The organism is Pseudomonas nitroreducens, assembly GCF_014204515.1.
Taxonomy (GTDB): Bacteria; Pseudomonadota; Gammaproteobacteria; order Pseudomonadales; family Pseudomonadaceae; genus Pseudomonas; species Pseudomonas nitritireducens_A.
The window spans coordinates 182,291-202,792 of the sequence record NZ_JACHLI010000011.1 but is presented as its reverse complement, the minus strand read 5'-3'; the positions used below and the strand labels follow the sequence as shown (position 1 = coordinate 202,792).

Below are 20,502 nucleotides of genomic sequence, written 5' to 3'. Positions count from 1 at the left end.
CGCCTTGAACTACCGATCCCCAAGGGAATTTCGGCGGCGCAAACAGGCAGCAAAATTAGCGTGAGTCCCTGTACTCAGATGCGGGGAGCAGACCACTCTCCCAGGGCGACCATTTCTCTCATTACTGGCCAGATCAGTACTTTAGAGAAAAATTTCTCAATCCCCTTATAGCCGTGGGCTGTGGGGCTTTTTGCCGTGTGAAAATGGCGATGAAATCACCGTCAGGTTTTCTGAATTTTTTTCATTTTTTATCCCGATGTGAAGCACCCGTTCTACGATGAGACTCCAGCTACTGCGGTGCCTGTGGGTATGTTTTCACTTCTGCCTGCATTGCACTTTTTTTCTATACAGAGCGCGTCGGCGGGAGGGGGAAAAGTGCGTGTCCTTCCGGCAGTTTTTTCCCGGCAGGATTTTGCGCAATGCCGGATAAGCTCGTCGGACCTGCTCTGATTTTGAGCGGCAGGAAATTTATTTTCCCCAGGTGGGCCGCGGTCTAGAGGGGATGCGGCAAGAATTTGCACAGTTCGAAGCGGATTATCATCGTGGGTCGATAAGTCGCTACCAAGGATTGGCATGATTCCTACCGCCCGTTTAGGTGATCTGCACGTTTGCCCTATTCCCGGCCACGGCACCTCACCCATTGTTTCCGCCTCACCTGATACGCAGATCAATTACCTTGGCGCTGCACGTGTGGGCGACGTTTGTGGCTGCGGCGCAGCTATCACCGTTGGCTTCCCTTCAATCCTCATCGACAACCTGCCGCTTGCGCACCTTGGCAGTCCCACGAGTCACGGCGGGACGATTACGACGGGAAGTCCAGATACTTTTGGCGGATTCCAGTTCGCAGGGGCCTCGACGCGAGCCGTCGTAGATTTTGCAAAGCTCGGTGCTGTGTGGAAGGACGGTTCCGTAAATGAATCGCTGATGGCCCAGCTTCTTGCGGATCCGAACCTGGAGCAGCGAGCTTTCCAGGCTGGGGCACTGTTACAGCCCAGCGCGTCTCCTGAGAAGACGCTTTCGCCGGAGTTGATAGCTGTTGCTGGAAGCCAGCACGACAACTCATCTGGCAACAAAATGATGTTCATTGGCCAGGCGGTTCGCGAGCTGGCTGTATTCAGGCAACGTGAACCCTCGCTTGTCCGTACGCTGGTGATCTTCACACCGGCATACACCGCTGTAATGCTTGGCTTCGCTCGCGACTCTGCTAAGGCGTATGACGCAGGGGTTGTAGAGGTCGCGACTGCGCAGGAGCTGATCGATTACCTGAATCAGGGCAAGGATCGAGCGACTTCCCCAATTCAACACCTCGCGCTTTTTAGCCACGGCGTGCCACATAAGGTGGCGTTTGGGTACGAACTACCTGGTGGCCACCGGCTTTCGCTAGATGTACTCAACTACGAGAAGATTTCGCCCCAGGCTTTCAGCACCTCGGCGAAACTCGAAAGCTTCGCCTGCAGAACGGGAATGGGCAATCGGTCGGAATATCGAATTGAGGACGGCATTCAGTTTTTTCCACAGACTAACGAAAGCCTGGCTCAGTTGATGGCGAACCACTTAGGCATTTCGGTTCGCGCATACGTCCGGCGCTCTGAGTACAAGAACACTTGGGGGAGGGTCGATGAGCGGCAGTTTGGAAAGCTGTGTCGAGCCAGCAAAGGCAGGATGCCCGACGAAAACTGGTGCAAAAAATGGGAGGCGCTGGCCGGTGAGCGAAAGGATATTCACGATGAGTTCAATTTCACGTATCAGATCATGGGAGCAGTAAACCCCGTTGAGTCAGGTGACACGCCAATCGGGGCGCCAGGAGGGCACTTTGAGTTTCTACCGAAATAAGGTCGTTTGGGCCTTCTTTATCGTTCTTTCTCCTTTTTTGTACATTGCCGCCAGGTATGGGGTCCAGAGTATGACGAGTGTGTATCAAACCGACTTTGGTAATGGAGTCGTCATCTACGCCGATGAATACGTGAACTCGGAAAAATGGGTATTCGACTGCCGCTTTTCGCGTCTGATCAGTCGCAAACCACTGGCCGCTCCGGTAGACGCCTTACAGCGGGCCGAAAGTATGACGATTGAAGACATGCCCGGATCGGCCGATGAAGAGAGGCGCGTAGCCAAGGAAGTGATCAGATCCGTGACGGCTATACCGGAGTGGTATCTCCGCATGAAATACGTGTATTCCAGCCTGAGTGATGACAGTGAGATTGACGGGCATCTTTTTGATCTGATCGCCCTGCATCAAGGGCAAAAGTGGGCCGTAAGAGTGCGTCAAAGGATTGGGTACAGCGGAGACTCCAGTTTCAAGATCCGGGCGCAGCCCTACGATCCTGAGACCTATGTGGACTACGCAAAGGCTCTCGAGGCCGCATATGGAAGCTGCGAAAAGCCGCAGTCTCCCTGACGACGAAGCCCACCACCCGGTGGGCTTTTTTATGGAGTTTGGCGGGTTAGCGTTCGATTAGGGATCTTGCTTGGGCGCCTTCCCGCTTACTGATTAAGATTCTTACGTGTAGGACTTTTCGTCGCACCCCTGACCTGCATCAACCGGCATTCGCCGTTGGTCGCCGAATATCCCTCCATGATCCGCTCAGATCAGAGCGCATGGACAAGGGGAGTTTCGGATGACAGCAAACGCAAAAAGCTGGCGCAACCGCGGCCTCGCGGTGCTGGTCGTGGCCGTGCTCGCCGCGCTGGCCTGGCAGACCTTCAAGCCCAGCGGCCTGCCCGAGGGCTTCGCCAGCGGTAACGGGCGCATCGAGGCCACCGAGGTCGACGTGGCCACCAAGCTGCCCGGCCGCGTGGCCGAGATCCTGGTGGACGAAGGCGACTTCGTGAAGGCCGGCGACGTGGTGGCGAAGATGGACACCCAGGTGCTCCAGGCCCAGCTCGCCCAGGCCCAGGCCGAAGTGCGGCGGGCGCAGAACGCCCAGCTCACCGCCGAGTCCCTGGTGGCCCAGCGCACCAGCGAGAAGTCCACCGCCGAAGCCGTGGTCGCCCAGCGCCAGGCCGAACTGACCGCCGCACAGAAGCGTTTCACCCGCACCGAACAACTGGTCAAGCGCAACGCCCTGCCGCAACAGCAACTGGATGACGACCGCGCGACCATGCAGAGCGCCCAGGCGGCATTGGCCGCGGCGCGCTCCCAGGTGGTTTCGGCGCAGGCCGGCATCTCCGCCGCGCGCTCCCAGGTGATCGAGGCGCAGTCGGCCATCGAGGCCGCCACCGCGAGCGTCGTGCGCCTGCAGGCGGACATCGACGACAGCCTGCTCAAGGCCCCGCGCAACGGCCGCGTGCAGTACCGCGTGGCGCAGCCGGGCGAGGTGCTGGCGGCCGGCGGCAAGCTGCTCAACATGGTCGACCTGGCCGACGTCTACATGACCTTCTTCCTGCCCTCGGGCCAGGCCGGCAAGGTCGGGCTGGGCCAGGAAGTGCACTTGGTGATCGACGCCGTGCCCGAGTACGTGATCCCGGCCAAGGTGTCCTACGTCGCCAGCGTCGCGCAGTTCACGCCCAAGACCGTGGAGACCGCCAACGAGCGCGAGAAGCTGATGTTCCGCGTCAAGGCGCGCCTCGATCCGGGCCTGCTGGAGAAGTACATCACCTACGTGAAGACCGGTGTGCCGGGCATGGCCTACCTGCGCCTCGACCCGCAGGTGGAATGGCCGGCTGAGCTGCAGATCAAGGTCCCGCAATGAACGCCGCCGACTGCGTGGCCCGTCTGGCTGGCGTCTCGCTGCGCTATGGCGAGACCCGCGCAGTGGACGACGTCACCCTCGACATCCCGGCCAACCGCATGGTCGGCCTGATCGGCCCGGACGGCGTCGGCAAGTCCAGCCTGCTGGCGCTGATCGCCGGCGCGCGGAAGATGCAGGACGGCGAAATCCAGGTGCTTGGTGGCGACATGCGCGACGCCCGCCACCGCCGCGCCGTGTGCCCGCGCATCGCCTACATGCCGCAGGGCCTGGGCAAGAACCTCTACCCGACGCTCTCGGTGTTCGAGAACGTCGATTTCTTCGGCCGCCTGTTCGGCCACGACAAGGCCGAACGCGAGCGGCGCATCGCCGACCTGCTGCACAGCACCGGTCTTGCGCCCTTCGCCGAGCGTCCGGCGGGCAAACTCTCCGGCGGCATGAAGCAGAAGCTCGGGCTGTGCTGCGCGTTGATCCACGACCCCGACCTGCTGATCCTCGACGAGCCCACCACCGGCGTCGACCCGCTGTCGCGCAACCAGTTCTGGGAGCTGATCGGCCGCATCCGCGCCGGCCGCGAAGGCATGAGCGTGCTGGTCGCTACCGCCTACATGGAAGAGGCCGAACGCTTCGACCACCTGGTGGCGATGGACGAGGGCAAGGTGCTCGCCACCGGCACGCCGGCTGAGTTGCGCGAGCACACCGCCACGCAGAATCTCGAAGAGGCGTTCATCGCGCTGCTGCCCGAGAGCAAGCGCGCCGGCCACCACAAGCTGGTGATTCCGCCGCGCCCGCAGCCTGACGGCGCGCCGCAGATCGCCATCGAGGCCGAGGGGCTGACCTGCCGCTTCGGCGATTTCGTCGCGGTGGACCGCGTCAGCTTTCGCATCGAGCGCGGGGAAATCTTCGGCTTCCTCGGCTCCAACGGCTGCGGCAAGTCCACCACCATGAAGATGCTCACCGGCCTGTTGCCGGCCAGCGAAGGCACCTGCGCGCTGTTCGGCCAGCCGGTGAACGCCAATGACATGGCAACGCGCCGGCGTGTCGGCTACATGTCCCAGGCCTTCTCGCTGTATGCCGAGCTGACGGTGCTGCAGAACCTGGAACTGCACGCCAAGCTGTTCCACCTGCCCCACGAGCAGATCGCGCCGCGGGTGCAGGAGATGCTCGAACGCTTCGACCTGGGCAAGGTCCGCGACGAGCTTCCCGACAGCCTGCCGCTGGGCATCCGCCAGCGCCTGTCGCTGGCCGTGGCGGTGATCCACAAGCCGGAAATCCTCATCCTCGACGAGCCCACCTCGGGCGTTGACCCGGTGGCCCGCGACGGCTTCTGGGAGCTGATGGTGGAGCTGTCGCGCAACGATGGCGTGACCATCTTCATCTCCACCCACTTCATGAACGAGGCCGAACGCTGCGACCGCATCTCGCTGATGCACGCCGGCAAGGTACTCGACAGCGACACGCCGCAGGGGCTGATCGACAAGCGCGGGCTGCCGACCCTGGAAGCCACCTTCATCGCCTACCTGGAAGAGGCCGCCGGCAGCGCGCCGGTGCCCGATGCCGCGCCGGCGGTGGAGACTCCCGCCGAGCCCGGAAAGTACCAGGGCAGCGACCGCTTCAGCTGGCTGCGCCTGTTCAGCTACGCACGCCGCGAGGCCATGGAGCTGCGCCGCGACCCGATCCGCCTGACCCTGGCGCTGGTGGGCACCGCGCTGCTGATGTTCATCATCGGCTACGGCATCAACATGGACGTCGAGGACCTCACCTACGCGGTGCTCGACCGCGACCAGACCACCACCAGCCAGGCCTATGCGCTGAACATTGCCGGCTCGCGCTACTTCATCGAGAAGGCGCCGATCCAGAACCCCGAGGAACTGGAGCGGCGCCTGCGCAGCGGCGACATCAGCCTGGCGGTGGAAATCCCGCCGAACTTCGGCCGCGACCTCAAGCGCGGCGCCGACCCGGCCATCGGCGTGTGGATCGACGGCGCCATGCCGACCCGCGCCAACACCGTGCTCGGCTACGTGCAGGGGCTGCACGCCAGCTACCTGGCCGACCTTGCGCGGCAGAACGGCAATGCCGCCGCCAGTGCCGCGGCGAGCACCGAAGTGCGCTTCCGCTACAACCCGGACGTGGAGAGCCTCAAGGCCATGGTGCCGGCGGTCATCCCGCTGCTGCTGATCATGATCCCGGCGATGCTCACCGCCCTGGGCGTGGTACGCGAGAAGGAGCTGGGTTCGATCACCAACCTCTACGTCACCCCGGTCACGCGCCTGGAATTCCTGCTCGGCAAACAGCTGCCCTACATCGGCATGGGCATGATCAACTTCGTGCTGATGCTGGCCATGGCCGTGCTGCTGTTCCAGGTGCCGCTCAAGGGCAGTTTCCTGGCGCTGCTGGTCGGCGCGTTCCTCTACGTGGTGACCAGTACCGGGCTCGGCCTGCTGCTCTCGACCTTCATGAAGAGCCAGATTGCCGCGGTGTTCGGCACCGCCATCGCCACCATGATCCCGGCGATCCAGTTCTCCGGGCTGATCCACCCGGTGTCCTCGCTGGAAGGCGCGGCGGCGGTGATCGGCAAGCTCTACCCGACCTCGCATTTCCTCATCGTCAGCCGCGGCGCCTTCTCCAAGGCGCTGGGGTTTGCCGACCTGTGGGTCTACTACCTGCCGCTGCTGGCCATGGTGGTGGTGCTGACGCTGCTCAGCGTGGCCTGCCTGAAGAAGCAGGAGGTCTGAGATGAACAAGCTGGCGAACATCTTCAACCTCGGCATCAAGGAATTCCGCAGCCTGGGCCGCGACTACGCGATGCTGATCCTGATCGCCTGGGCCTTCACCCTGGGGGTCTACAGCTCGGCCACCGGCGTGCCGGAAACCCTGCACCACGCACCCATCGCCATCGTCGACGAGGACCAGTCGCAGCTCTCCACGCGCATCATCAATGCCTTCCAGCCGCCGTATTTCCGTACGCCGGAAATGATCGGCCACGCGCAGATGGACCGCGGCATGGACGTCGGCCTGTACACCTTTACCCTGGACATCCCGCCGGACTTCCAGCGCGACGTGCTGGCCGGGCGGCAGCCGGCGATCCAGGTCAACGTCGACGCGACGCAGACTGGCCAGGCCTTCTCCGGCGCCGGCTACATCCAGAACATCGTCGGCACCGAGGTCAGCGAATTCGTCAGCCGCTACCGCGCCGAGGCGGCGATGCCGGCGGAGCTGGCGGTGCGCATGGAGTTCAACCCGAACCTGACCCAGGCCTGGTTCGGCGCGGTGATGGAGGTGATCAACCAGATCACCATGCTGTCGATCATCCTCACCGGCGCCGCGCTGATCCGCGAGCGCGAGCACGGCACGGTGGAGCACCTGCTGGTGATGCCGCTGACCGCCTTCGAGATCATGATGGCCAAGGTCTGGTCCATGGGCACAGTGGTGCTGGTGGCAGCGGCGATCTCGCTGCAGCTGGTGGTGCGCGGCTGGCTCGACGTGCCGATCAGCGGCTCGGTGGGGCTGTTCCTGCTGGGCGCGGCGCTGCACCTGTTCGCCACCACGTCCATGGGTATCTTCCTCGGCACCGTGGCGCGCTCCATGCCGCAGCTGGGGCTGCTGGTGATCCTCACGCTGATGCCGCTGCAGATCCTCTCCGGCGGCACCACGCCGCGCGAGAGCATGCCGGAGCTGGTGCAGACCATCATGCTGGCGGCGCCGACCACCCACTTCGTCAGCCTGGCCCAGGCGATCCTCTATCGCGGCGCCGACCTGTCCATCGTCTGGCCGCAACTGCTGGGCATCGTCGGGATCGGCGCGGCGTTCTTCTTCGGCGCGCTGTGGCGCTTCCGCCGGACTATCGGGCAGATGGCGTGATCTGAAGGAATGTCGCGACGCCTGTCCCGTTGGCTCCGCTCCCTCTCCCCCACCCTCTCCCTGAAGGGAGAGGGAGCCGTTCGGCGCAGGTGGTTATGGCAGAGTCAGCCGGCGAGCTGAGAGCCATGAGCTCGTGCCGACCAGTCCCCTCTCCCTTCAGGGAGAGGGTTAGGGAGAGGGCAGACCCCGCACAGGGTTTCAGGAAGGCAGTTGCTCCAGCAGATCCACCGGCCACACACAGGTCTGGTTGCGCCCCCTGTGCTTGGCCGCGTACAGCGCCTGGTCGGCCTGGGAGATCAACTGGTCCGGCTCGGCATCCTGCCCCGGCGTGGCGATGGCCACGCCGATGCTCACCGTCAGCCTGCCCAGTTCGGCTCCAGGGTGACCGATGCCCAGCTCGGCCACGCGCTGGTGCACGCGCGCGGCGACATGGCTGGCGCCGTCCAGGCCGGTGTCGGTGAGGATGATGACGAACTCCTCACCACCGTAACGGCACGCCACGTCCCCCTCGCGTTGCAGGCATTCCTGCAGGCAGCTGGCGACCCGGCGCAGCGCATCGTCGCCGGCCAGGTGGCCGAGGCAGTCGTTGAAGCGCTTGAAGTGGTCGACATCCAGCATCAGCACCGCCAGCGGCGCATCGGCCCGGCGCAGGCGCCGCCACTCGCTCTGCAGCTGGCGGTCGAAGTAGCGGCGGTTGAACAGCCCGGTGAGGCCGTCCTGCTGCGACAGCTTCTGCAACTGGGCCTCCAGCTGCAGGCGCTCGCTGTTGTCGCGGGCCACGGCGATCAGGTAGTCACGCTCGCCCTGGTGGATCAGCTGGGTGTTGATCTCCGCCGGCTGCAGGCTGCCGTCGCGGCGTTGCATCTCGCGCTGGAAGATCATCGACAGGTTCAGCCGGTGCGCCTGCTGTACCAGCTGGATCCAGGCGAAGAAGCCGGGGATCAGCCGCTCCGGGTCCAGGTGCAGCAGCCGGCGGAACTCCTCGGCGCTGTAGCCCAGGCCGTTGTAGGTGGCACGGTTCATGTGCAGCAGCTCGCGCTGTTGCAGGTCGAAGATGAACAGCGCGTCGCGGCTGGAGTCGGTCAGGTCCAGGGCCAGCTGCAGGCGTCCACGGCTGTCGCGCAGGTCCGCCTCGACTTCCTGGCGCTGCTGCGCTTCAAGATTCAGCAACTGGTTGCTGGCGCTCAGCGCGGTGGCGCGGCGGGCGTTCTCCCGCGCCAGGAACAACGCCGCCACCAGCAGCAGGCTGATCGCCACGCCGCCGCCGAACACCACCAGCGGCAGCGGCGAGGACAGCGAGCGCACCAGCTTCGCGGTGGGGCGCAGCTCCAGCTCGAAGCTGCGGTTGTTGAGCAGGCGCAGCGGCAGGCGCAGGACCTGCCCGGCGTCGCTGTCGGGCTGGTCGCGGACGTAGAGCGGCTGGCCGTGTTCCAGCAGGCGCACGCCGAACAGGCGGTTGTCGGCCTGTTCGAGCAGGTTGTCCATCAGCGGGCCGACGCGGAACACGCCCTGCATGAAACCGTCGAACTGCAGCTGGTTGCCGGCATCGCGGATGAAGACCGGAGCGTAGAGCACGAAGCCGCGACCGCCCTGGACCAGTTCGACGCTGTCGCTCAGGCGCGGCATGCCGCTGTCGCGCGCGGCCATGGCGGTGGCGTAGTTGGGGTGCTGCTCGGTGAGGCGGAAGTTCAGCGCCGCCTCGTTGCCCTGCAGCGGCTCCAGCCAGCGGATACGCAGGTCCGGACCGGACCACTGGATCGACTGGTAGCCGGCGAAGCTGTGCACGTAGAAGCGTGCGTCCAGCTCCCATTCGGCGCGTGGCATGCGGCTGTGGTGAGTCCACAGCTGGGCCATCAGGTTCAACCCCTGCACCTGCTCGTGCAGGTTGGCTTCCAGCTGGTGCGCCAGGCTGCGACCCTGGTAGGTCAGGCGCTCGCCGACGCGCTCGCGCTCGCTGTCCGCCAGCTCCCGGCCGAGCCAGGCGCTGGCGAACAACAGCACGCCGAGCAGGCCGCCCAGCCCGAGGTAGGTCACGAGTGAGGACTGAAGGCGGCGCATGCGGCTGATTCCGGGGGGTTCAGCAATCTAATAGCACATTGCCTTTATTTGCGCGCCAGGCCGACGACGATCGCCCATTGTTCGGCGGTGACCGGCATCACCGACAGACGGCTGCCCTTCTGTACCAGCGGCATTTCCTCCAGTCCCGCCTGCGCCTTGAGGGTGCCCAGCGCCAGCACCGTGCCGAAGGCTTCGACGAAGCTGACGTCGCGTGCGGTCCAGGGGTTCTTCTGCTCGCTGGCCTTGGGGTCGTGGTAGTGGCTCTGCGGGTCGAGCGCGGTCGGGTCGGGGTAGGGCTCGCCCTCGATCCGGGCGATCCCGGCGATGCCCGGCTCCGGACAGCTGGAGTGGTAGAAGAAGAACAGATCGCCCGCCTGCATGCTGCGCATGAAGTTGCGCGCCTGGTAGTTGCGCACGCCATCCCAGCGCGCGGTCTTGAGGCGTTCGAGGTCATGGATCGACAGTTCGTCGGGCTCGGATTTCATCAGCCAGTAAGCGCGGGCCATCGGCGAAAATCTCCTGGTCGGTGGCGGATTCGGATCATGGGTGTGGATACCCTATGGCTTCAAGGGTAGGCGTTTCCCCTGCGACAAGCTGCCGGCTCGCCGGAAACTTGCTGTAGGAAGAATATGTAGGAATTCGGCATGAACATTGCCTGAATGTGCGCGAAGTTTTGCAGGGCGAGCATCGTCCGACGATCGGTTGGCGTCAGAATTGCGGGATGCCTTTCATTGTCGGAGAATGCCGCCGTTTTCAGCTCGGCCCGCCGGACGGACCAAAAATCACCGCCGGCCATCGGGGACAATTGCCTGGAAGGGGGAGGCAATCGATGAAGCGCAAGCCTGATCTTCTGTGGGTGTTGGTAATACTTTTCGGTCTGGGTGTCGTCACTACCGGTTACACCCAGAGCCTGTGGGAACAACGCCAGGGCAACGCCCCGGTGCAGGTCACCCAGCAGCCCTGATCCGTTCGTCTTCGATCAGCGACTGCCGTCGCGACGGACATCGCAGGGACGCGATGCCGTAGCGAGACGGCCATACCAGCCGCCGTCCGTCACAATGCCCAGCAGCGGCACATCCCAGCTCGCCAGCTCCAGCCTGTCGACCTTCTGGCATTCATGCGCCAGACCCAGCAGCGTCGGTTTCTGCCAATTTTTGCGCCTGCCCAGGTACGCCAGGGTGCGGTCGTAGAACCCCTTGCCCATGCCCAGCCGGCCACCTTGCGGGTCGAAGCCCACCAGCGGCAGCAACAGCAGGTCCAGCGCCCAGGCGGGGCGTTGACGACCGCGGTCGGCGACGGGTTCGGCAATGTTGAAACGATTGGGTTTCCAGCGTTCGCCCACGCCCACCTGCTGGAAGGTCATGTGCGTGCGCGGCCAGTCCGAGAGCACCGGCAGGTAGGTGGCCTTGCCACGCTGCTGGGCGGCCTTCATCAACGGACGCGGGTCGATTTCGCCGTCAGCCGGCAGGTACAGGGCAATATGCTTCGCCCGGCGGAACAGCGGATGCTGTGCGAGCTGGCGATACAGGGCCTGGGCGGCGCGGCGTTGCTGCAGGGGAGTGAGCGCGCGTCTGGCCTGGCGCAACTGGCGGCGCAGGGCAGGGCGGGAGAGACCGTCGGAAGGGATCATGGAAGGGTAAAGCTCCCCGGACATGCCGCTGTCGGGTTAGCCCTTGAACCCGAGAGTTCAAGGTGGTGGTTGCAGTAGGCTTTAAGGCTTTCCGTCGTGCGGACATGCACACCAGCCCAACTGGCAACCCCCGTTGTTGCAATTATCGGCTCAGGGACATCACCGACTGGCAAACACACCAGGGAGCGAGGAGGAGTATACCCCAAGGAAATTTCCGGGGTCAGACTTCACCCTGGTCTTTATCGGTGGTATGCACCTCGCCTGACGGCGCATCGCTGGTCAGCGCGCGATCCACACGCTCGAGCAGTTCGCGTACGCGCTCGCGGGTCGAGCCGCTGTCCTGCTCCACGCGCTCCTGCTTGTGCAGCAGGTCGTGGGTGATGTTCAGCGCGGCCATCACGGCGACGCGGTCAGCGCCGATCACCTTGCCGCTGGAACGGATCTCGCGCATCTTGCTGTCCAGGTAGCGCGCGGCGCTCTCCAGGTTGACGCGCTCGTCCGCAGGGCACGCGATGCAGTACTCCTTGTCGAGGATTTGGACGTTCAGGGTGTTCGACTGGCTCATGAGTCCTGCTCCAGGGCTTTAAGACGCAAAATCATCGCTTCGACCTTCTGCCGAGCCAAATCGTTCTTCTCGATCAGATGGGCGCGTTCTTCCCGCCAGCTTTTCTCGTTCGCCCGCAGCAGCCGGTTCTCGGCCTTGAGCTGTTCCAGGCGCTGGAGCAGCAGGTCGAACTTGGCGATCAGCGCGTGCAGGTCGGCGTCTTCCATGGGCTCTCGCTTGGGAGTTGCTTAAGTAATCGAGAACTATATAGGACTGCCGTGGGGGTGGGTCAACGCACGGCTGCCCGGCGCGTCGTCACATGGTCTTGCGGTGTGCGCCGGTGCTAGGATAACGGACCATATTCTATGCGCGGCGCCTGATGGCGCCTAGCCGTCACCCGGGTTCGATCATGTCCACTTCCAGCTCCGCCTACACCGCATTCGCCGCCCTGCTCGCCGAGGCCGCCCTGCCCATTTCCCCCGCCGAACTGCACGGCCACCTGCTCGGCCGTGTCTGCGCCGGCGCAGGCTTCGACCAGGGCGAATGGCTGCAGGCCGCCGGTGATCTGCTCGGCGGCGAACCGGGCGAGCGCCTGGGCGCGGCCCTGGGCGGCCTGCTGGGCATGGTCCAGCAGGACTTCAGCCAGGGCGAGATGGCCGTGGTGCTGATGCTGCCCAACGACGACGCGCCGCTGGCCGAGCGCGCCACCGCCCTGGGCCAGTGGTGCCAGGGCTTCCTCGCCGGCTTCGGCCTGGCGCTGCGTGCCCCCAGCCTGTCCGACGAAGCCGACGAAGTGCTGCAGGACATCGCTGCCATCGCCCAGGTCGGCGGCCAGCTGGAAGAATCCGAAGACGGCGAGGCCGACTACATGGAAGTGCAGGAATACCTGCGCGTCGCCCCGCTGCTGCTGTTCTCCGAATTCGGCAAGGTGCCGGCACCGGCCGAGAAACCCTCCCTGCATTGAGGTCGCGCATGATCCGTATCGCCAAGTCGGAATACGCCCGTCGTCGCAAGGCGCTGATGGCGCAGATGGAACCCAACAGCATCGCCATTCTCCCGGCGGCGCCGATGTACATCCGCAACCGCGACGTCGAGCACGTCTACCGCCAGGACAGCGACTTCCAGTACCTCACCGGCTTCCCCGAGCCGGAAGCGGTGATGGCGCTGATCCCCGGCCGCGAGCACGGCGAGTACGTGCTGTTCTGCCGCGAGCGCGATCCGGAGCGTGAACTCTGGGACGGCCTGCGCGCCGGCCAGGATGGCGCCATCGGTACCTTCGGCGCCGACGATGCCTTCCCCATCGGTGATATCGACGACATCCTTCCCGGCCTGATCGAAGGCCGCGACCGCGTGTACTACGCGCTGGGCGCCAACCAGGAATTCGATCGCCGGCTGATGGACTGGATCAATGTGATCCGCTCCAAGGCGCGCCAGGGTGCGCAGCCGCCGAACGAGTTCGTCGCCCTCGACCACCTGCTGCACGACCAGCGCCTTTACAAGAGCGCCGGCGAGGTGAAGGTGATGCGCTACGCGGCGGAAGTCTCCGCCGGTGCGCACATCCGCGCCATGCAGGCCTGCCGTCCGGGCCTCTACGAATTCCACCTGGAAGCCGAGCTGGAGTACGCCTTCCGCCTGGGCGGCGCGAAGATGCCGGCCTACGGCTCCATCGTCGCCACCGGCCGCAACGCCTGCATCCTGCACTACCGGGAGAACGACGCGCAGATCAAGGACGGCGACCTGATCCTGATCGACGCCGGCTGCGAGATCGACTGCTACGCCAGCGACATCACCCGCACCTTCCCCGCCAGCGGCACCTTCAGCCCCGAGCAGAAGGCCATCTATCAACTGGTGCTGGACGCCAATATGGCGGCCTTCGACTACATCGCTCCGGGCCGTCACTGGAACGAAGCCCACGAGGCCACCGTGCGGGTCATCACCGCCGGTCTGGTGGAGCTGGGACTGCTCAAGGGCGACGTCGACGAGCTGATCGAGCGCGAAGCCTACAAGGCCTTCTACATGCACCGTGCCGGGCACTGGCTGGGCATGGACGTACACGACGTCGGCGAATACCGCGTCGGCGGCGAATGGCGCGTGCTCGAACCGGGCATGGCGATGACCGTCGAGCCGGGCATCTATATCTCCCCGGACAACACCGAAGTGCCGAAGAAGTGGCGCGGCATCGGCGTGCGCATCGAGGACGACGTGGTGGTGACCAAAACCGGCTGCGAAGTGCTGACCAATGGCGTGCCGAAGACGGTTGCCGAGATCGAAGCGCTGATGGCCGAGGCCAAGGCCCAGGCCGCCTGACATGCAACGGACGCAACTGGCCATCATCGGTGGCGGACTGGTTGGCGCGAGCCTTGCGCTGATTCTCCAGGCCGGCGCCCGCGCGCGCGGCTGGCAGATCGTGCTGATCGAGCCCTTCGCCCCTGGCGATGCCTACCAGCCCAGCTACGACGCGCGTTCCTCGGCGCTGTCGTTCGGCAGCCGGCAGATCTACGAACGCCTGGGTCTCTGGCAGCAGATCGCCCAGCGTGCCGAGCCGATCACCCAGATCCATGTCTCCGACCGCGGCCGCTTCGGCGCCGCGCGTCTGACGGCGGTGGAAGAGGGCGTTCCCGCACTCGGTTACGTGGTGGAGAACGCCTGGCTCGGCCAGTGCCTGTGGCGCGCGCTGGACCCGGACGTGGTGAGCTGGCGCTGCCCCGCCGAAGTGCGGCGGATGGATGCGCTGGGCGACGGCTACCGCCTGACCCTGGACGACGACTCGCCGCTGGACTGCGACCTCGCCGTGCTGGCCGACGGCGGCCGCTCCGGCCTGCGCGAACAGCTGGGTATCAACGTGCGCTCCGCGTCCTACGGACAGACCGCGCTGATCGCCAACATCAGCCCGTCCGAAGCCCATCGTGGACAAGCCTTCGAACGCTTCACCGAGAACGGCCCGCTGGCCCTGCTGCCGCTGCCGGAGAACCGCTGCGCACTGGTCTGGACCCGCAACGGCCGCGATGCCGAACGTCTGCGCGAGTTGCCCGACGCAGCCTTCCTCGCTGAGTTGCAGGAAGCCTTCGGCTATCGCCTGGGCACGCTGCGCCAGGTCGGTGCGCGTTACGGCTACCCGCTGAGCCTGACCGAGGCCGACGAACAGATTCGCCCGCACCTGGTCGTGCTGGGCAACGCCGCCCACAGCCTGCACCCGATCGCCGGGCAGGGCTTCAACCTGTCGCTGCGCGATGCCAAGGCCCTGGGCGACCGCCTGCTGCAGGAAGACGCCGCGCCGGGCGATTTCGCCGTGCTGCAGCGCTACCTCGATGGCCAGCGCCTGGACCAGCAGATGACCGTCGGCTTCTCCGACCGCGTCACCCGGCTGTTCTCCAACACCCAGCCGCTGCTGGCCACCGGCCGCAACATCGGCCTGCTCGGCCTCGACCTGCTGCCACCGGCCAAGCGCTGGTTCGCCCGCCAGGCCATGGGCCTGGGCGCCCGACCGGTGTGACTGAATGGAACCACGCAAGAGCTCCCGCCGCGCCCGCCTACTGCGTTTTGGCCTGAACCTCTACCCGCCCTACCTCGGCGCCGGGGTGCGGGTGCGCCACATCAGCGCGGATTTCCGCGAGGTGCGGGTGAAGATGGGCCTGAACCTGTTCAACCGCAATTACGTCGGCACCCAGTTCGGCGGCAGCCTGTACAGCATGACCGACCCGTTCTTCATGCTGATGCTGATGGAGAACCTGGGGCGCGACTACATCGTCTGGGACAAGGCCGCCAACATCGAATTCGTCAGCCCCGGCAAGGGTCCGGTGTATGCCGAATTCCGCATCGACCAGGCGCTGCTCGACGAGATCCGCCAGCACACGGCGGACGGGGCGAAATACCTGCCGCGCCTGCATGCCGAAGTGCGTGACGGCGAAGGCACCCTGGTGGCGCGGGTGCAGAAGACGTTGTACGTAAGGCTCAAGCCGCGCGTGCGGCAGGCCGCTTGAATTTCGATGCCCGCGCCGAAGCTGCGCGGGCCGCTGAAGAAGGAACGCACATGCACGCGGATCTGGTTATCGTCGGGGCGGGAATGGTCGGCAGTGCGCTGGCCCTGGCCCTGGAAGGCAGCGGGCTGGATATCCTGCTGCTGGACGGCTCGCCGCTGAGCGTGAAACCGTTCGACCGCGAAGCGCCTTTCGAGCCGCGCGTCAGTGCGCTGTCCGAGGCCAGCCGGCGCATCCTCCAGCGCCTGCACGCCTGGGACGGCATCGCCGCGCGCCGCGCCGAGCCCTACCGCGAGATGCAGGTGTGGGATGGCTCCGGCACCGGGCAGATTCATTTCAGCGCTGCGAGCGTGCATGCGGAGATGCTCGGCCATATCGTCGAGAACCGTGTGGTACAGGATGCCCTGCTGGAGCGCCTGCACGACTCCGCCCTGGGCCTGCTGCCCAACGCACGCCTGGAGCAGCTGCGCCACTCCGGCGACGACTGGCTGCTGAGCCTCTCCGACGGCCGCGAAATCCGCACGTCGCTGGTGGTCGCCGCCGACGGCGCCAACTCCGCCGTGCGCCGCCTGGCCGGCTGCGCCACCCGCGAATGGGATTACCTGCACCACGCCATCGTTACCAGCGTGCGCTGCGAAAAGCCGCACCAGGCCACCGCCTGGCAGCGCTTCACCGACGACGGCCCGCTGGCCTTCCTGCCGCTGGCAAAAGAAGGCGACGCGCACTGGTGCTCGATCGTCTGGTCGACCACGCCGGAGCAGGCCGAGAAACTCATGGCGCTGGACGATGAAGGTTTCTGCAAGGCCCTGGGCCTGGCCTTCGAGCATCGCCTGGGCGCCATCGAACACGCCGACCGCCGCCTGTGCATCCCGCTGCGCCAGCGCCATGCCAAGCGCTACGTGGAGCCGGGGCTGGTGCTGATCGGCGACGCCGCGCACACCATTCACCCGCTGGCCGGCCAGGGCGTGAACCTGGGCTTCCTCGATGCCGCAGTGCTCGCCGAAGTCATCGAACATGCCCACGCCCGCGGCGAGAACATCGCCGAGGAACGCGTGCTGAGCCGCTACGAGCGGCGGCGGATGCCGCACAACCTGGCGATGATGGCGGCGATGGAGGGTTTCCAGCGCCTGTTCCAGGCCGATCCGCTGGCCGTGCGCTGGCTGCGCAACGCCGGGTTGCGGCTGGTGGACAGGCACCACGAGGCCAAGGGTGTTTTCGTGCGCCAGGCGTTGGGGCTGTCGGGCGACCTGCCGGAGTTGGCGCGGGTTTGATGGGAGAGTCCGAGCGGCGCTTGCCCTCTCCCTAACCCTCTCCCTGAAGGGAGAGGGGACTGATCGGTGCATGCTGTTGGTTCAGGGCTCGCCGGCGGACTCCGTGATATCCCCACCTGCCGAACGGCTCCCTCTCCCTCTGGGAGAGGGCTGGGGTGAGGGGCTCTTGCTTTTCCCGAATACCCCCGCGACCCCAAACCACACCCTCCCGAAACACCCCGACACAAACACGCGGCTCGATAGCAAATGAGGTTCCTTATCATTTGCGGGATTTCTTCCCCGCAAAGGACAAGCCCATGCTCGCGCGCCAAGGTCTACTCGCCACCCTCCTGCTGGCCGCCCTCGGGAGCACCGCCCAGGCCGCCGACGAAGTGGTGGTCTACTCCTCGCGCATCGACGAGCTGATCAAGCCGGTGTTCGATGCCTACACCGAGAAAACCGGGGTGAAGATCAAGTTCATCACCGACAAGGAAGCGCCGCTGATGGCGCGGATCAAGGCCGAAGGCGCCAACACCCCGGCCGACCTGCTGCTCACCGTGGACGCCGGCAACCTCTGGCAGGCCGAGAAGATGGGCATCCTGCAGCCCTTCGATTCGCCGACCCTGGATGCCAACATCCCGCCGCAGTACCGCTCCGGCACCGACAGCTGGACCGGCCTGTCGCTGCGCGCGCGGACCATCGCCTATTCGACCCAGCGGGTGAAGCCCGAGGAGTTGTCGACCTACGAGGAGCTGGCCGATGCGAAGTGGGAGGGCCGCCTGTGCCTGCGCACGGCGAAGAAGGTCTACAACCAGTCGCTGACCGCCACCCTGATCGAGACCCACGGCGCACAGGAGACCGAAGAGATTCTCCAGGGCTGGGTGAACAACCTGGCCACCGACGTGTTCTCCGACGACAACGCCCTGCTGCAGGCCATTGCCGCCGGCCAGTGCGACGTCGGCATCGTCAACACCTACTACTACGGGCGCATGCACAAGGACAATCCGCAGCTGCCGGTCAAGCTGTTCTGGCCGAACCAGGGCGACCGTGGCGTGCACGTCAACCTGTCGGGCATCGGCCTGACCAAGCATGCGCCGCATCCGGAAGCGGCGAAGCAGCTGGTGGAGTGGATGACCGGGCCGGACGCCCAGTCGCTGTTCGCCGGCATCAACCAGGAATTCCCGGCCAACCCGAAGGTGGCGCCGTCGCAGGAAGTCGCGGCCTGGGGTGAGTTCAAGGCCGACAGCATTCCGGTGGAAGTCGCCGGCAAGCGCCAGGCCGAGGCGATCAAGCTGATGGATCGTGCCGGCTGGAACTGATCCGCCGCCTCAGTGGGCGCTGTCGTCGTCCTGGTGATTCACCGCCAGCGCCTTGCCGTCCGCGGAGAGCAGGCAGATGAACTGCCCGTCGGACTGGTCGCCACGGCGCAGCTGGGCGGTCAACCGCTTGCTCGCGGGCTTGCCGTCCACCTCGCCGGTGTAGGCTTCCTCGCGGATCGACGAGGGCTCCACCCAGGTCTGCTGCCAGCGTTCCTGCAGTGGCGGATTCTCGGCCAGCAGCTTCATGGCCATGTCCAGGCAGGACTCCATGGGAGTCGGTTCGTCGGCCAGCACGGGACCACACAGAGACAGAAGCAGCAGCCCGCAGAGCGCGCGAGGGGAAAACATGGCTTTTTCCTTGGCAGGGATGAATGGCAAAGTGGACGGTTCGACCGCTTTAGCTTGCGGTTTATCCCTGTGCCATGAAGATCCGGGCTGATTCGATTTCAATGAGGGAAGTTTCCATAGATAGGCCGGCGGCTTTTCCCACAATTACCCTTTGATGTCCGAGAAACACCCACGCATGCTCGCCAACCGCTGGTACTCCGTCACCTTTGCCGTCGCCGCCCTGGTCCTGCTGCCTATCAGCGTCCTGCTGTTGAGCTGGGCGGAGATCGACCGGGAAATCTGGTCGCACCTGTGGGAAACCCAGATGGCGCGTCTGCTGGGCAATACCCTGGTGCTGGTGGCGGGCGTCGGCGTCGGGGTGACCGTGCTGGGTGTCAGCCTCGCCTGGCTCACCAGCCTCTGCGAATTCCCCGGCCGGCGCTGGCTGGACTGGGCATTGATGTTGCCCTTCGCGGTACCGGCCTACGTGCTGGCGTTCGTCTTCGTCGGCCTGCTGGATTTCTCCGGGCCGGTGCAGACGCTGTTACGCGAATGGTTCGGCAGCGGTCTGCGGCTGCCCCGCGTGCGCTCCACCGGCGGCGTGATCACGGTGCTTGTGCTGGTCTTCTACCCCTACGCCTATCTGCTCGCGCGCACCGCGTTCCTCGCCCAGGGGCGTGGACTGACCGAGGCGGCGCGGGTACTCGGGCTGTCGCCGCTGGCCGCTTTCTGGCGCGTCGCCCTGCCCATGGCGCGGCCGGCCATCGGGGCCGGGCTGGCCTTGGCGATCATGGAGACCCTGGCGGATTTCGGCACAGTCTCGGTGTTCAACTTCGATACCTTCACCACCGCCGTCTACAAGACCTGGTACGGCTTCTACAGCCTCTCCAGCGCCACCCAGCTGGCCAGCCTGCTGCTGCTGTTCGTCATGCTGGTGCTGCTGGGCGAGCGCTACAGCCGTGGCCGCAGCGGCGTGCCCAACGAGCGCCCGCGCGGCGCCGCGCTGTACCGGCTGCACGGCTGGAAGGCCTTCGCCGCCAGCGCCTGGTGCCTGCTGGTGTTCGCCTGCGCCTTCGTCATCCCGGTGCTGCAACTGCTGGTGTGGGTCTGGCAGAAGGGCCGCTTCGATCTGGATGAGCGCTACTGGGGGCTGATCCTGCACAGCCTCTACCTGGGCGGCTTCGCCGCGTTGCTGACGGTCGCCGTGGCGCTGCTGCTGGCCTTTGCCCGGCGTCTGTCGCCGACGCCGGCGGTGCGTTCGGCGGTGGGCATATCCAACCTGGGCTACGCGCTGCCCGGCTCGGTCCTGGCGGTGGCGATCATGCTGGCCTTCAGCTGGCTGGACAACCATGCGGTGATCCCGCTGTCCAGCGCCCTGGGCGGCGCCGGCAAGCCGCTGCTGCTGGGCAGCCTCGGGGCGTTGCTGGTGGCCTACCTGATCCGTTTCATGGCGGTGGCCTACCACCCGCTGGAAGGTGCGCTGGCGCGGATTCGCCCGTCGCTGCCGGAAGCTTCCCGCAGCCTGGGTGTCGGCGGCGCCGGCCTGTTCTTCCGCGTCTACCTGCCGCTGCTGGTGCCGGGGGCGCTGAGTGCCGCGCTGCTGGTGTTCGTCGACGTGCTCAAGGAGATGCCGGCGACCCTGCTGATGCGCCCGTTCGGCTGGGACACCCTGGCCGTGCGCGTGTTCGAGATGACCAGCGAAGGGGAGTGGGCGCGCGCCGCGCTGCCGGCCCTGACACTGGTGCTGGTAGGCCTGTTCCCGGTGATCGGCCTGATCCGTCGCTCCGCGCGCCAGAGCGGTTCTTCGCGGCCCTGAGAATCGGCCGTCGGACAAGCTGTCCAGAGGC

19 protein-coding genes and 1 other RNA gene are annotated in these 20,502 nt (G+C 65.6%); 13 read left to right on the top strand and 7 right to left on the bottom strand.

All coding sequences use genetic code 11. The annotated features are described in order from the left end of the window. Positions 1 to 573 precede the first annotated feature (573 nt). From HNP46_RS16080 to HNP46_RS16060, 5 genes are all read left to right on the top strand, one after another. Positions 574 to 1,833 (top strand): PAAR domain-containing protein, encoded by a 1,260-nt coding sequence (locus tag HNP46_RS16080; protein WP_184590634.1) that lies wholly within the window; start codon positions 574 to 576, stop codon positions 1,831 to 1,833. After that, positions 1,814 to 2,398 carry a hypothetical protein gene (locus HNP46_RS16075; protein WP_184590632.1) on the top strand — a complete coding sequence of 195 codons (585 nt, stop codon included), beginning with the start codon at positions 1,814 to 1,816 and terminating at the stop codon, positions 2,396 to 2,398. The genes HNP46_RS16080 and HNP46_RS16075 overlap by 20 nt, the downstream gene beginning before the upstream one ends. Before the next feature lie 220 nt (positions 2,399 to 2,618). Further along, positions 2,619 to 3,692: an HlyD family secretion protein gene (locus HNP46_RS16070; protein WP_184590630.1), complete on the top strand. Its 1,074-nt coding sequence runs from the start codon at positions 2,619 to 2,621 to the stop codon at positions 3,690 to 3,692. Next, entirely contained in the window at positions 3,689 to 6,424 is a 2,736-nt protein-coding gene (gene rbbA, locus HNP46_RS16065; RefSeq protein WP_184590627.1) for a ribosome-associated ATPase/putative transporter RbbA, read from the top strand. The genes HNP46_RS16070 and rbbA overlap by 4 nt, the downstream gene beginning before the upstream one ends. A gap of 1 nt (position 6,425) precedes the next feature. Next, positions 6,426 to 7,550 carry an ABC transporter permease gene (locus HNP46_RS16060; protein ID WP_184590625.1) on the top strand — a complete coding sequence of 375 codons (1,125 nt, stop codon included), beginning with the start codon at positions 6,426 to 6,428 and terminating at the stop codon, positions 7,548 to 7,550. A 198-nt stretch (positions 7,551 to 7,748) separates the two neighbouring features. On the opposite strand, the gene HNP46_RS16055 is transcribed toward HNP46_RS16060, so the two are convergent. Together HNP46_RS16055 and HNP46_RS16050 are read right to left on the bottom strand one after the other, a co-directional pair. Beyond that, positions 7,749 to 9,608: a sensor domain-containing diguanylate cyclase gene (locus tag HNP46_RS16055; RefSeq protein ID WP_184590623.1), complete on the bottom strand. Its 1,860-nt coding sequence runs from the start codon at positions 9,606 to 9,608 to the stop codon at positions 7,749 to 7,751. Positions 9,609 to 9,652: 44 nt separating this feature from the next. Then, positions 9,653 to 10,114 (bottom strand): EVE domain-containing protein, encoded by a 462-nt coding sequence (locus HNP46_RS16050; RefSeq protein ID WP_184590621.1) that lies wholly within the window; start codon positions 10,112 to 10,114, stop codon positions 9,653 to 9,655. Positions 10,115 to 10,437: 323 nt separating this feature from the next. On the opposite strand from HNP46_RS16050, the gene HNP46_RS35885 reads away from it, so the two are divergent. After that, complete coding sequence (locus HNP46_RS35885) at positions 10,438 to 10,572, top strand: hypothetical protein (RefSeq protein ID WP_128082560.1); 135 nt, start codon at positions 10,438 to 10,440, stop codon at positions 10,570 to 10,572. A 15-nt stretch (positions 10,573 to 10,587) separates the two neighbouring features. Here the strand turns inward: HNP46_RS35885 and HNP46_RS16045 are convergent, their stop codons facing one another. The 4 genes from HNP46_RS16045 to HNP46_RS16030 form a co-directional block, all read right to left on the bottom strand. Beyond that, entirely contained in the window at positions 10,588 to 11,238 is a 651-nt protein-coding gene (locus HNP46_RS16045) for a 5-formyltetrahydrofolate cyclo-ligase (RefSeq protein ID WP_184590619.1), read from the bottom strand. Positions 11,239 to 11,247: 9 nt separating this feature from the next. Beyond that, positions 11,248 to 11,426: non-coding RNA, 6S RNA (gene ssrS, locus HNP46_RS16040), on the bottom strand. Between the two features lie 32 nt (positions 11,427 to 11,458). Next, a complete protein-coding gene (locus tag HNP46_RS16035; RefSeq protein ID WP_184590617.1) occupies positions 11,459 to 11,803 on the bottom strand; it encodes a cell division protein ZapA in 345 nt (114 codons plus the stop codon). Beyond that, positions 11,800 to 12,009 (bottom strand): TIGR02449 family protein, encoded by a 210-nt coding sequence (locus HNP46_RS16030; RefSeq protein WP_017521390.1) that lies wholly within the window; start codon positions 12,007 to 12,009, stop codon positions 11,800 to 11,802. The genes HNP46_RS16035 and HNP46_RS16030 overlap by 4 nt, the downstream gene beginning before the upstream one ends. A 182-nt stretch (positions 12,010 to 12,191) precedes the next feature. Here HNP46_RS16030 and HNP46_RS16025 point away from each other — a divergent pair, with 182 nt between their 5' ends. The 6 genes from HNP46_RS16025 (at position 12,192) to HNP46_RS16000 (ending at position 18,328) form a co-directional block, all read left to right on the top strand. Further along, complete coding sequence (locus tag HNP46_RS16025) at positions 12,192 to 12,746, top strand: UPF0149 family protein (RefSeq protein ID WP_184590615.1); 555 nt, start codon at positions 12,192 to 12,194, stop codon at positions 12,744 to 12,746. Positions 12,747 to 12,754: 8 nt separating this feature from the next. Then, complete coding sequence (gene pepP / locus HNP46_RS16020; RefSeq protein ID WP_184590613.1) at positions 12,755 to 14,089, top strand: Xaa-Pro aminopeptidase; 1,335 nt, start codon at positions 12,755 to 12,757, stop codon at positions 14,087 to 14,089. Between the two features lies 1 nt (position 14,090). After that, positions 14,091 to 15,275 carry a 2-octaprenyl-6-methoxyphenyl hydroxylase gene (gene ubiH, locus HNP46_RS16015; RefSeq protein WP_184590611.1) on the top strand — a complete coding sequence of 395 codons (1,185 nt, stop codon included), beginning with the start codon at positions 14,091 to 14,093 and terminating at the stop codon, positions 15,273 to 15,275. 4 nt (positions 15,276 to 15,279) lie between these two features. Then, the gene (locus HNP46_RS16010; protein WP_184590609.1) at positions 15,280 to 15,762 is read left to right on the top strand and encodes a DUF4442 domain-containing protein; all 483 of its coding nucleotides are present in this window, start codon (positions 15,280 to 15,282) and stop codon (positions 15,760 to 15,762) included. 50 nt (positions 15,763 to 15,812) lie between these two features. Then, positions 15,813 to 17,030, top strand: a complete 1,218-nt coding sequence (locus HNP46_RS16005; RefSeq protein WP_184590607.1) for a 2-octaprenyl-3-methyl-6-methoxy-1,4-benzoquinol hydroxylase — start codon at positions 15,813 to 15,815, stop codon at positions 17,028 to 17,030. Between the two features lie 296 nt (positions 17,031 to 17,326). Beyond that, positions 17,327 to 18,328, top strand: a complete 1,002-nt coding sequence (locus HNP46_RS16000; RefSeq protein ID WP_184590605.1) for an extracellular solute-binding protein — start codon at positions 17,327 to 17,329, stop codon at positions 18,326 to 18,328. 9 nt (positions 18,329 to 18,337) lie between these two features. On the opposite strand, the gene HNP46_RS15995 is transcribed toward HNP46_RS16000, so the two are convergent. Beyond that, positions 18,338 to 18,676, bottom strand: coding sequence for a hypothetical protein (locus HNP46_RS15995; RefSeq protein ID WP_184590603.1), 339 nt, complete (start codon positions 18,674 to 18,676; stop codon positions 18,338 to 18,340). 175 nt (positions 18,677 to 18,851) lie between these two features. On the opposite strand from HNP46_RS15995, the gene HNP46_RS15990 reads away from it, so the two are divergent. Further along, the gene (locus HNP46_RS15990) at positions 18,852 to 20,471 is read left to right on the top strand and encodes an ABC transporter permease (protein WP_184590652.1); all 1,620 of its coding nucleotides are present in this window, start codon (positions 18,852 to 18,854) and stop codon (positions 20,469 to 20,471) included. The last annotated feature ends 31 nt before the right edge of the window (positions 20,472 to 20,502 follow it).